Source organism: Bradyrhizobium sp. 139 (genome assembly GCF_023074175.1).
Classification (GTDB): domain Bacteria; phylum Pseudomonadota; class Alphaproteobacteria; order Rhizobiales; family Xanthobacteraceae; genus Bradyrhizobium.
Genome location: NZ_JADPKS010000129.1, coordinates 1 through 11784 on the forward strand (window position 1 = coordinate 1; position 11784 = coordinate 11784).

12 protein-coding genes are annotated in these 11784 nt (G+C 61.6%); 4 read left to right on the forward strand and 8 right to left on the reverse strand.

The annotated features are described in order from the left end of the window. The 5 genes from IVA80_RS29500 to IVA80_RS29520 all read right to left on the reverse strand — a co-directional run. A partial coding sequence (locus IVA80_RS29500; RefSeq protein ID WP_247438156.1) for a helix-turn-helix transcriptional regulator occupies nucleotides 1–620 on the reverse strand: 620 nt, incomplete at its 3' end. After that, complete coding sequence (locus tag IVA80_RS29505; RefSeq protein ID WP_247299914.1) at nucleotides 621–1208, reverse strand: hypothetical protein; 588 nt, start codon at nucleotides 1206–1208, stop codon at nucleotides 621–623. It abuts the gene before it with no gap. Nucleotides 1209–1350: 142 nt separating this feature from the next. Beyond that, nucleotides 1351–2319: a tyrosine-type recombinase/integrase gene (locus IVA80_RS29510; RefSeq protein ID WP_247330373.1), complete on the reverse strand. Its 969-nt coding sequence runs from the start codon at nucleotides 2317–2319 to the stop codon at nucleotides 1351–1353. Next, nucleotides 2316–2576 carry a hypothetical protein gene (locus tag IVA80_RS29515; protein ID WP_247299890.1) on the reverse strand — a complete coding sequence of 87 codons (261 nt, stop codon included), beginning with the start codon at nucleotides 2574–2576 and terminating at the stop codon, nucleotides 2316–2318. Before IVA80_RS29515 ends, IVA80_RS29510 begins: the two co-directional genes overlap by 4 nt. Next, a complete protein-coding gene (locus IVA80_RS29520; RefSeq protein WP_247299892.1) occupies nucleotides 2573–2890 on the reverse strand; it encodes a hypothetical protein in 318 nt (105 codons plus the stop codon). The genes IVA80_RS29515 and IVA80_RS29520 overlap by 4 nt, the downstream gene beginning before the upstream one ends. A 604-nt stretch (nucleotides 2891–3494) precedes the next feature. Between IVA80_RS29520 and IVA80_RS29525 the strand changes: the two genes are divergently transcribed. After that, complete coding sequence (locus IVA80_RS29525) at nucleotides 3495–3878, forward strand: hypothetical protein (protein WP_247330370.1); 384 nt, start codon at nucleotides 3495–3497, stop codon at nucleotides 3876–3878. Nucleotides 3879–3902: 24 nt separating this feature from the next. Here IVA80_RS29525 and mobQ read toward each other — a convergent pair whose 3' ends face one another. After that, nucleotides 3903–5093: a MobQ family relaxase gene (mobQ, locus tag IVA80_RS29530; protein WP_247299895.1), complete on the reverse strand. Its 1191-nt coding sequence runs from the start codon at nucleotides 5091–5093 to the stop codon at nucleotides 3903–3905. 241 nt (nucleotides 5094–5334) lie between these two features. Here mobQ and IVA80_RS29535 point away from each other — a divergent pair, with 241 nt between their 5' ends. The 3 genes from IVA80_RS29535 to IVA80_RS29545 all read left to right on the forward strand — a co-directional run bounded on the left by IVA80_RS29535 (nucleotide 5335) and on the right by IVA80_RS29545 (nucleotide 8162). Next, entirely contained in the window at nucleotides 5335–5649 is a 315-nt protein-coding gene (locus IVA80_RS29535; protein ID WP_247299899.1) for a hypothetical protein, read from the forward strand. A gap of 13 nt (nucleotides 5650–5662) precedes the next feature. Then, nucleotides 5663–6310 (forward strand): hypothetical protein, encoded by a 648-nt coding sequence (locus tag IVA80_RS29540; RefSeq protein ID WP_247299902.1) that lies wholly within the window; start codon nucleotides 5663–5665, stop codon nucleotides 6308–6310. A gap of 1243 nt (nucleotides 6311–7553) precedes the next feature. Then, nucleotides 7554–8162: a hypothetical protein gene (locus IVA80_RS29545; RefSeq protein ID WP_247299906.1), complete on the forward strand. Its 609-nt coding sequence runs from the start codon at nucleotides 7554–7556 to the stop codon at nucleotides 8160–8162. Between the two features lie 500 nt (nucleotides 8163–8662). On the opposite strand, the gene IVA80_RS29550 is transcribed toward IVA80_RS29545, so the two are convergent. After that, nucleotides 8663–11068 carry a hypothetical protein gene (locus IVA80_RS29550; protein WP_247299909.1) on the reverse strand — a complete coding sequence of 802 codons (2406 nt, stop codon included), beginning with the start codon at nucleotides 11066–11068 and terminating at the stop codon, nucleotides 8663–8665. Between the two features lie 175 nt (nucleotides 11069–11243). Further along, on the reverse strand, nucleotides 11244–11784 hold a 541-nt coding region (locus IVA80_RS29555; RefSeq protein ID WP_247438157.1), incomplete at its 5' end, for an ImmA/IrrE family metallo-endopeptidase.

Below are 11784 nucleotides of genomic sequence, written 5' to 3' on the forward strand. Positions count from 1 at the left end.
AGCTCGTGCGCGAGCGAGAAACGGAAGCGGTCCCCGGCAACATCCTTGTTCATGAAGAAGAGCGGTGGCATGCCCTCCGAACGGAAGCTGATGCCGTCCAGAAGCTTGGTGTGGAAGCTCGTCATGATGACGATGCCGCCCGCCTGCTCAATCGTATCAACCACGCAGGCGACCGGCCCACGCGGCAGCATCCAGTACGCGCGCAGCCGCTCGGCGACCTTCTCTGGCGTGAGGCCGCTCTCGTCCAGGTCGATCTGAGGGATCGGCTTGGCGACTTCCAGGTCGTAGGAGCGCAAGAGCCTCGCCACGTGCTGACGCCGGATGTTGATGACCGCACCGATCCGCGCGAGTGGCTTCGCGCCGAGCTTCGTGCGCTTGCGGTAGTGAAAGGCGGGGAACCCGATCGCGCGCTCGCGCTGATGGAAGAAGGCTGTAGGGAAGCGGAGTGCCTTCGCGAGGTTGCCCAGCACCTCGTCGGAGGGTTGGCCGATCAGGCCGTGTTCGAGCTTCGAGATGAGCGCCTGCGTGACAGACGCCTCTCTCGCCAGATCAGCCTGGGTCATCTCGCGCGCCTCACGCGCGAGTCTCAGCATGTCAGCGTTGAAGACCGCGTCGGTCACTTAGCGTCCTCGTCTCGCACGCGCCGCCTCAAAGTCGGTCCGACCAGTGTCAGGGATCCGCTCCGGCGTGATGTCCACCCACGCAGCCTGGGCTTCCGTAGCGGTGACCTGCGCCGTCCAGATCACGTCCTTGCCGATCTGCCTGACAATCATCACCCGCTCGATCGCGGCCCCGGCGGCATCCATTTGGTAGCCCGCATACAGACGCACGGCCGCCTCGGGCAGATCGAGGAGGGGCATCTCGTCGTCATAATCCTGCTGTTGCAGGGTCTGGTAGTTAGCGTGTTGGCCTAACCCGTTCACCTTCTTGACCCGGATCAGCGCCTGATCCCGGTAGTTGAGCAGGTGAAGCCCCCGGCGATCCAGGAAGTTCACCCCAGGCGTGCCGTCGAAGCGGTCCATCAGCGCTCGTTCGGCGTGGTCGTAGATGCAGCACGCGGCAGCGCGATCACTGTGCTGCGCACGAACCGCATCCGAGTACCCGTCACCGTTGTAGGTGGCGACCGCCTCGTACAAGGCGTCGTGGATGCCGAGCAGCAGGGGCTCGATGATCGCCATCTGGCGCGACTGGTCTTCTTCCACGTCCATAAGGCCCTCTCCATCCGGCAGCACGTCGCGCCCTTGGAAGGATATGGCGGAAAATATAACCGTTTCAATAACCGAGCCGCAACTCCTTGTCGGGCCTTACGCTTTGGACTCCTGGGCGTCCCAGACGAGAGCCCTGGAAGCGCTACAATCCGATCTCGACAGCGAGATTGTCGGCGAACAGGGCCCCCTCACGGACGTACCGGCGCAGGGTGCTGAGCGAGGCGTGACGGGTCTGGTGAGCGATCCGGATCTCGCCAACCCCGGCATGGGCGGCCGAGGTCGCGAACCCCGCCCGCATGGAGTGGCCCGCATAGGCCGCCGCGTCGAGCCCGGCGGCGCCAGCGCGGCGCTGGACGATCAGCGCGACGGCGTTGCCGGACAGCCGCCCGCCGAGGCGGCCGTGACGGTCGACGGCGCGGAACGCCGCCCCCTCGGCGATCCCGGTCGCGGCAAGCCACGCCGTGTAGGCGGCGGCCGGACACGTCGCCTGTCCCGTGCGCCCGACCGCGAGCACCGCGCCGCGACCCTCGGCGTCGGTCTTGCTGCGCCGGATCGTGACCCGCAGGCCCTCGGGCAGGACGGCGATGTCGGCCACGTCGAGGGCGGCCAGCTCGGAGCGCCGCAACGCGGCGGCGGTGCCGACCAGGAGCAGGGCGCGGTCGCGCCGGTCGGCGAGGCCGTCGCCGAGCCCGGCGAGCACCTGCTTCAGGCGCGGCACGGTCAGGGCCTCGGCGCGGCGCTGGGCGGAGCCGCGCTCGCGCCGGAGGCCCGCCAGCACGTCGGCCACGGCCGGGTGGCGCACGTCGAGGCCGAGCCCGGCCCGGCGGTGCCGGGCGGCGAGGCTGCTCACCCGCCGGGCGAGGGTCGCGAGCGACAGCCGGTCGGCGCAGTCGGCGAGGTAGAGCCCGACCACGGCCGGGGCGGCGGGCAGCGGTTCGAGGCCGCGGGCGGCGCACCACCCCGCGAATTCCCGCCAGTCGGCCTCGTAGGCGCGGAGCGTGTTAGCGGCGCGCGCCTGCCGAGCGAGTCCGGCGGCGCGGGCGGCGACCGCTTCCAAGTCGAGCGCGGGGCCGATTGCGGTCTCTGCGACAGGGGTAGGAAGGGTGGTCACGGGGAACCCACGTCGTTGGAGGTTTCGGTCGCCAGCAGGTTCTGGATGAGCGTTCGGTGCGTGTGGTTGATTGAGAGGGTCCAGTCGATCTCGCACAGGAGGCGCTCGGCGCAGGTCCGCGCCTTCGTGCCGGGGTCGAGGCCGTGGAGGAGGTGAACTTGCCGTTCGCGCCGCCGCTCAGTCTCGGCGATCTCCCGATCTGCGTCCGCGAGCGCGTCATCGAGGAGCGATGAGGCCGGGACGGGCGCGACGGTCATCCCTGACCCCTCAGGTCCTGGAGCTGGAGTCGGGCCTCAAGGACAAGGCGTAGTTTCGCGTCGGCGAGATCGAGCAGATCCTGGGCGCTCGCCGGGAGGTCGGGGCGTTCCAGGGCCTCCTTCAGCACCCGCTGTTCCTGACGCAGGCCGTCCAGGGTGCGCATGTCCTCCGACATCAGCCGGTCCTGCTCGGCGGTGTCGGCCCCATCCCGGATTAGGGCGAGGAGCCCAGCAGTCCGCGCGGCCGAGCGCATCTCGATCGCGGCGATCTCCCGGCGCACGTCCCGGAGCATCTGCTCCAACAGCGCCACCATGACCGACTCCGTCTTGACCTCCGATAAGCGTCATTATCACAGCCCAGAAGACGCCACCCCGCGGCTGCCCACACCCTAGGCAGCTCCTTCACGAAACTGTGAATTGCCGCCAATTCGGGCTTTGGCGAGCCGCCAAATTCCATTAGGTTACTTTTAAGAATGTATTCACATGTGGCCAGTGAAGTCCATCGACTTCACTGGGGTGGCGAATGCCCCTCCACATGTGACGGGTCTCTCCCGTCTTTATGATGTCGTTCTTGCTCCTTGTAGCAGTATTTCTCAGCTTTTTCAAGATACTGTCTGCCGGTCCGGCCCACTTATCCAATGGTCTCCGCTCTGTACTTTCGGCAAAGAGCGATATTCATAGACGGCCTCGCAACTGGAAATGCCGGGGCCTCACATGTCCAACTCCAATCAGAACGAAGACCGCAAAGATCAGAATGCCTCCGCTGCGCCGGAAGCTTCAAACCCGCTGCGCCCTCATGATTGTCGATATCTCGTACAGGTCAGGAGAGCCGGTCACCTTTCATGGGAGTGCCGCAAGGAGAATGCCCTTCTTCTGAGTACCGCGACGTACGTTGCGGGCGTCCCCGTTCCGGAAGACGTGCGGATCGAACTCTGGGAATGCGAGATCGAGGATTTCGAGATCGATACCTGGGACCGCGTGCGGCTCCTCAAGCGTGACAACAAGGAAATCACGCCCGAGGACGAACGCGCGTTTGAGCGGATCCGGGTGCGCGTTGACCGGTGTCTGACCTGTCGGTGCAAGGTCCCACCGAACGTCGATGACGGGCCGAATTTCGACCGTACCATCGGCGATCTCATCATCGACGCGCGCGCCAAGAAAGACGCGGAGGCCAAGCCCGCTCCCGTCGTTCCTCAGCCGGCTCCGGCTCCGGTGCCGCCGAACCTCACCCCGAAGGCCGAACAGAAGCGCAAGCCCAAGTCCCGCAAGCCGGTTCGGAACGATGGGTGGGGCAGGGACTAGCGCGCCGGCCCGTGGATCGGCCGCTCAGCGGCCGATCCCACGTCCACGATCTCGCCGCATCACGGCGCGGACCCTCAGTAACTCCTGTTCGATACGATGGCGCTCAATCTCCTCTCGACGCAGGTCGCGCTCACGTGCCGAGGCCTGCTCACCATCTCCCAAAGCCAAGCGCCGCTCAGCTTGTTCGTGCCTCAACGCGCGCTGTCGTTCCTGTGCCTTGATGCGCTCATCGGGAGTCAGGCGCTCCCCTTCGCCGCGTGCCAAGCGACCCACCGACACCGCGAGGTTGGTATCCCGCAGCGAGGCCATGGCACCTTCGCTCAAGCTTTGACGCAGGCGGTCGCCGAGTTGCAACCGAAACTGCGCGGCCTTTCGGAGCAGCGTGCGCAGGGTCGCGGTCAGCGTTTGTCGGCGGGCACGCTCAATCCGGAGCGCGTCTACGGCCTCGCCTTGGTCGGTCTGAATGCCAGCGCGGGTTCGGAGGTGGTGTCCCCGCCCGAGCTTCGGCTCCGGCTTCCGATCAAGCACGAAAACCGCTGCGTCGGCTTCGTCCGCCTTCTCCGTGTCACCGCTGGCGCGCGCATCGGCAGCCTCAGCCTTGGCGTCCTCGCATTGTGCCGCGAGCGAGAGGTGGCTGACCCGCGTCGGCGCTCCGGCACGCTCGAGCGCTTCGTTCAGATGCGAAGCCCACGCTTCACGGAGATGCAACAGGGTGTCTCGAGCGTCGAGAGCTTTTTCCTTGCCTTCGAACCCATCGGGACCGACGCGACGAGTCGAGATCAGCACGTGAGCGTGCGGATTGCCGCCGTCCGGATCGTCTTTTCCCGTCCGTCCGTCGTGGTGCGCGATGTCCGCGACAAGACCGAGCGCGACAATCTCCCGCTCGACGAACGCGCGGACCAGCCGGACGCGATCCTCGACGCTCAGCTCGCGCGGCAACGAGAGTACGGCCTCTTTCGCGAGCCTACTGTCGACCCGGCGTTCGCTCGCCTCCACCATCTGCCAGAGCTTCTGGCGATCCGTGCGAGCCCATGCCGGTGCGCTTGGGGGAGCGAGGAGTTCGCGCGACGAGACGCCCTTGCGCCGCCTGTAGTCGAAGACTTGGCCGCGGCGGGCGCAGACCATCCGGGTGCCGGAGCGATAGGCGGCTGCGGCGACGGCCGAACGCCCGCCGGAGCGGCCGATCACCTTCAGCTCGAAGCGGTACAGCGCCATCCCGTCACCGCGCCCTGTGCGCACATACGTGGTCCAGCGGCCCGACGCTGGCTCGGTTTCAGGGTGAGGAACCCTGACGTCCGGCGCCTAAGCGCCGGACTGGGGGGAAGCCGTCCGGCGGGGCGCAGCCCCTGAGGACCGCGGGTGTCGGACGCAGTCCGAGACGTAACCGCGCCCTTCGGGACTCAACCCTAGCTTTGCCCGCCCCTCGAATGCAACTCTCAAAAAGCGAGCTTCGAACATGGACACGACCGAGACCAAGCCGAAGCGCATCAAGCGCACCCCGGAACAGAGGCTGACGGCGCTTGCCGCTGAGACCGCACGTGTGGAGGCAGAAATCCAAGCCAGGGATGAACGGGAGGCGAAGGTCGTCGGCGCTGTTGTGATCCGATGGGCCTACGACAGCCCTGCCAATGCCAAGCAGCTGGTCTCGATCATCGACAACGACGGTCTTCCGGATGTGGACCTCCGAAGGGTCACCGACCTTCTCGGCCGCCTGCACATCTTCTCCATGAGACAGGATCCTGTTCCGCCCACCGAGACGGAGCACTCGTAGGACCCTGCCGACAATGGACGGCGCGAACTCAACCGACCCCGTCATTGAGTTGCTCGACACGCTCAAGGCAGTCCGCCGCGACGTGGACCGACTCGGGCAGGACATGCAGGGGACGCTCAAGGCCGCACAGGCGGCCGAGATGGCGGCTGCAAAACCTCGTACCCTCACCCTCGACGTGTCGGCCCTCGGGCCGGCCTTCGGAACGCTGTCCGACCGCGTCGCGTCGTTGGACACGACGGTCTCCGCGCTCGGGGCCGACCGACTGCGCAGCGAGGTCGTGGCCGCGCTGCACGACGCGCGCGGTGAGATCGACGCAGCGACGCACGGGGTTCGACAGGCAACGGCTCGGCTGACACTTCGCCTCACCGCAGTTCTGAGCCTCGTCGTGCTGGGCGCCACCGGCGCACAGTTTGCCGGCGTCGCCGCGTCTACCTTCTGGGGTCAGGCGGAACGCGCCCGCCTCGCCGCCGAAGTCGAGCGCCTGCGCGTCGCATTGCCGACGCTCCAGGCGCGGGCCGAGGACTGGCAACGCCGCGCAGGCCGCGTGGTGCTGACGAACTGCCAGTCCGATGACAGGCGCACGCGCCTGTGCGTCCGCATCGACCTGAGCGCGCCGCGGTTCGGCCCGCGTGGCGAGTACGCCGTGCTCGACGGCTACTGAGTGCGCAGCGGGCCGTTCGGAATGACGATCGGGTGCATGAGCCTACCGCATGGATGGCACTCGCCGTGACGGACCCGGTCCGGAATCGGAAGGTGGCCTTGCCCTCGCCCGACCCTGCCTCCCGGCAGCTCTTTGCGACGTTTCCGCTGGCCGCTGACCGCTCCAAGATTGCGCTTTCTGAGATCCTCTGTCCGTGGGCTCGAGTTTTTTGAAGGCACCCCCCCCGGTTCGGCCGCCCTTCGCGATCCAAGCCCGCCAAGCGGCATCCACGATGGTGATGCGGTTGGGATCATTGCGCCGGCCGAGAAGGCGGCGCTCCTCGACGTGGAGAAGCCCGGAACGGGCAGCCGTCCGGATCGCGTTGCGTGCCGTCGAGGCCGACACCCCGGCTCGCGCCGCGATGGCCGACACGCACAGTTCACATGCGCCGCGCGCCCGCACCTCGTCGGCGATGATCCGTAACGCGGCGAGTTCGCCAGTCGTGTGCCGGGCCGCGAGCGCCGGGGGCATTGGACCAGAGGCAGCCAAGGTCCGCCGTCGCTCTAGTGACCGAGCGCGATCCGGCGAGCGCTGATGGCGTTTCGGGGGGAAGATGGACGGTCGGCCCGGCGGGGCGTCGCTCCGCGGCCGGGAGCTAGCAGGCCTTCGCGGCGGCACGGGCGCGGCCGGGATGACCGTCCGCCCCTCGATCAGCGCCGACAGCGCCTCGGCCTCGGCCTCACTCACCTGGCCCGCCCCGAAGGCGCGCCACAGCAGCGCCGCCACCTCGGGCAGCGCGCCCCGGGGCGCAACCTCGACGGCGCGCCTAAGTTCTTCAGCGAACATGTCCCAGCCCTTGCGGGCCACGGCACAGCAGCGAGCATCGCCTTAGCGGGCGACACCCTTCCACAGAACGAGCAAGACCGTTGACGGGATTGGCGTCCCGTCTTGACCCCTAAGGGTGCTCGTGAGACTGTCGGGAGGTGTTTGATCCCCCGCCGGTCTCTATGAGATCGGTCCACGGCCTCTCAGGTTGGCGCCTGAGGGGCCGTTGCTTTTTCTACGTTGCCGTCGTGGCGGTTATCTCCTCGAACCGGCACGAGTCCGGCATTCGCCCACCATCCCCGTACCGACACAGGCAGTCAACACGGCTACGGTAAGCCCTCCCTCGACGGGGGTCTCGAAAGGGCGGTCAGATACCCTTTCGAAAGAGTTATGGACACACCCTCTCGTCCGTCTCATTCCGAGTGACCGAGGGGCTGTCATGAGCGAGGTGTCGAAGGGGGTTTCGTCCCGCATCATGACGTATGCGGAGATCGAGGAAGCATTCTCTCTGAAACCGGCTTCAGCTCGGCAGCTCGTGCGCCGACAGGGCTGGCGTAGGCTCCCCGGTAACGACGGTAGGACCCGGATAGAGATCCCTATCGAAGAGTTTGAGCGGGCTCTCAAGAGAGGTGTCGAAACCCCTCTCGATGAAAGCGAAATCGATGCTGAGCCTCCTGTCGAAGGCCCTCTCGAAAGGACCTTCGTTGCCTTCCTAACCGCCCATATCGAACGGCTCGAGCGGGCTCTCACAGAGGCGCAGCAAGCTCTGTCGCAGGCGGTAGCTGACAGGAGCGCCGAGACTGAGAAATCCGATCACTTAGTCGGGGAGGTCGCCGCTCTCGCTCGGCAACTCGCCCAGGTCGTTGAGGAGGCCGGGGGTCGCGAGCGCGAGCTGCAAGCGCGATTAGCATTGGCCGATGCCGCAGCGGCTCAATCACGGGTAGAGTTGAGTGCTTTGGAGAAGAGAGCCGAAGCGGAGACCGCCCAGGCCCGCGCCGAGCTGGAAGCCTGGAAAGCACGCCCATGGTGGCGTCGGCTCGCCGGCTGAACCGCAGTTGTGCACCAGTCCGGATCTGGGAGGCTGTAAGTTCGTAGATCGTCGTGGGTACGGGTGTCCGTCATGAACGAGAGATCGCGTCGCCCACCACAGGAGCCAGGGCGGCCGGGATCCTACTGCAAGCGGCGTGCGGTCTCTGGTACCGGCAGATCGCGGCGGGCGGCCTCGGGGGCTTCCTGGCGGTCCGTGACCCAGATTATCGCAGCGCGCTCGGCCGCGGTCACAACCCGCCCTGGGCCTGCTGCACGGGCTTCCGAGATCAGGGCCTCCAGGGCCGATCTCAGCTCATCTGTGAAGGCGTCGTCGTTCACCCGGTTTGGACCTTTGGTATTTCGTCTACGCCAACTCGGGGTCATCGCAGAGGATGTTCGAAAACGTACGCTAAGCGCCCATACCTATGCAGATTGACAGCGCGGAGACGAACGTTCTCTCTCCGCCTCGTGTCCCGAGATCTCGCCTGCTTGCTTACCAGCATGAGCCGCTGCTGCACGCTAAGTTTTTAGGAAGCCAAGATCATAAATCATCGGTGCTAGCTTCGATGTCAGCGTCTCGTAGGTTGAGTCAAAGACAGCAAATTCGGTTTCGATTTTGTCTTTCTGTTCCTCGCGTCGACCAAGAGCGGATCGGATCTGATACCATCCAACATCGGGGCGATTGAGTTTGAGGCTTTGACGAACGCTATATACATCGGTGATGGAGAAATACGTTTGCCAAAGGATTTTACCTGCTCGTAAGACTGCGGAAGCCTCAACCGAAAACTTCTTTTTATGTAGGTATTGAACCATAAAATCTGATTCAAATCGGTCAGGTGCATTAACTTCAGCCTCGGTGAACGGAATAAAGTGATTGACCAGACTCCATTGGCGACCATTCCACTCCAATCCGTTCGCGCCAGCCGTCAGATTTTGTGTGCTGAACAACATCCAGACTAAGCAGTCCATCTTAAATTCTTCAGTAAGAGGCTCATCAGGCTGTAAGAACTGATCCCGATCATTGAGCCACGACGGCTTAACTAGACGCCGTACCGCAAACACAACTGCCGATTTCCAGAGATTTTCCTTGGTGACGAAAAAACCGCCTGCGCTACAGTACCCTGATGATAGCAAGGCGGTAAGATTTGCGTGTTGAACATCACCACCGGGCGCAATCATTCCGCCGATCGCTCCGTCTGCCCATTTAGTGCCACGCACATCTTTAATACTAGTCGTTGGCACGAGCGCGCCTTTCAAGGGCAGGGCGTCATCCTTATTAGACCTTGCCCGCTTAATCCAATTGCTCAGAAATCGCTCACTTGGTAGATTATAGAATTGCTTTTCGCCAATTGCTTCGCCTTTTTTATTAAGAACCTCCGCAACTATGTTTGTAATTGGTGTCTTCTTTTTTGCGGAATTATCGGTTTCCCAAATAAGGAAGCCAATAGGGAAATTCCCATTTAGACCATCGAATGCTTTGCTAGGCACCAAGAAACCGCCGAGATAAGATGCATTCCAAAACGACCTGAATGGCTCAAAATTTGGAGCATTTACATATTTCAAGGTACTGAACATAGCCAAGGTAGCGTTTGGTATCTCTTTGGCGATCCGCACTAGAAATTGCACGAATAGTTCGCGCGAAGCGTATCCAAAATCACTGATCGTTTTAGCAATCTGCGTCTTTGAAACGCTTTTTTTGCTCTCTGAATTTTTCCCACGAGAACTTGTGATGTTATCTATGTTTGCAGCTTCTGCATATGGCGGATTGATAAGTATCAGGATCTTTCGACCTTCGGCGATTGCCTGCCGCAGAGCGGGCGGCACTTTGTTGGTGAGGCTATAGTCAATTCTGCCATCAGCCGTAATGTCATCATTGAGATAATCATATTGAAACCGAGTGGCGGAAACGCAGGTTCTAGTAGCTTTCATAACATCGACGTCAGCTTGATCTAATGTACTCATAAAAACGTTTCGCGGGTTGGAATGCTTGGTTTCCAAGTTCCCAACGCCGCAGCACATGTCCCAAACTATGTAGTTCTTCTGCCAGTTCTTCCCAAGAACGTCGGCTAACTTATCGTAGGCTTTATCAACCACGTGGAGTGGAGTATAGAAAGCGCCCTTGAAGCTACGCTCGTCTAGCGGGATTAGGGAGTCGCGACGCTCTAATAAGTAATTGCGATACTCCTCATCTGGTGGGCGGTGATAAATTGACCAGAACTGACGGTAACCCTCACGATTACCTAGTTTATAAAGTTTACCGTCGAGGGAAAATACGGGCGCTTCTCCTTGATGGAGAAGTTCGGCCGGCAAGTTTTCATGAGTCGCCTTGGTTCCGTCATGCATGATGTCGGCGAAAAAGAGAAGGGCATATTTATCTACCGGAGCACCGCCGATTTCCCGACCGATCATCTCGACCCATTTATCGAAAACTTGCTTCAAATTATCTGGCGTGATCGAAATGCGGATAATATCGCCCTTTGTCAGAGCGGCTTTTACAGTACTGATGAATTCATCTTCGTGCGTCGCTATCCTGAACGAGACCATCCTTGTTCCAATGAACGCGGATACTTGGTCGAGCGCCTCCTTCGGGAATTTAGTAGCCGACTTGCCCCATTTTATCGTCTTCTTTTTCAAAAATGGAATAACATCAGCGGTCTTCATCAGAGCCGCCTTCTCAGTATCCATTACTGCCAGGAACGGTGGTAACTCGTCCCCTTTATTCAACCCATCCTGCACATAATGCAGAAGCTGGGTGAACATCTTATAACTTGAGTCCTTGCCGTGATGTTTAGCCTCGAACCACATTTCCTTCGTACGAATATCAATTAGCCCTTTGGTATATTTCTTCAAGCCTAACGCCTGAATGTAAACATCTTTGACGTCTTCCTCGCTGCGGACATCTTGTAGTTTTTTGTACAGAGACATTATGTTCCCGCTGGACCATGCCCGATGCACGGTAGACATCGCCGTTCGCATATGCCGTGGCAAGCGCTGTGGCAGCGTCGTGAATATCCTCACCCATGGGGTTCTCGTAGTCGAGGGCGGCGGAGACAACGCCTACTGGACACGCGTCCTCGTCACGTAGAAGGGGACCCAAAACTCAGTTCGAAACCACGAGGCGTAGGCCCTGGCGCGGGAGATACGCGCGCTCAACGTCGGCTTCGTTCGCAGCCAGAAGGCGCGCCAAGTCAGACAAGCTGTATCCAAGCTCGTTGCAGTGATACTTGATGATATCTCTAAGGCGCCAAGGTTCTTCTACCTGTATTTCGTATGGCTCACCCTCGTTGAAAGATTTATTATACTGAACATTCATGTTTTTGTACTGAGAATCAGTAATTAATTTTAGGTCGTAAGTTCTTTTAATCAAGCTTTTTATAGAGACCTTCCAGTACGCTTTCACTCTACCGAGAGCAGTAATCTTAGGAGATATCAAATATGATTTGATATCCGAGGCAGGCATGAGGAAAGCCGCAGCGAAGCGGTGCGCCTCCTCTTCCATCTTCTGATCGTCGTCAGGCACGGTGTGCATAACGATGTGTCCAAGCTCGTGCGCGAGCGAGAAACGGAAGCGGTCCCCGGCAACATCCTTGTTCATGAAGAAGAGCGGTGGCATGCCCTCCGAACGGAAGCTGATGCCGTCC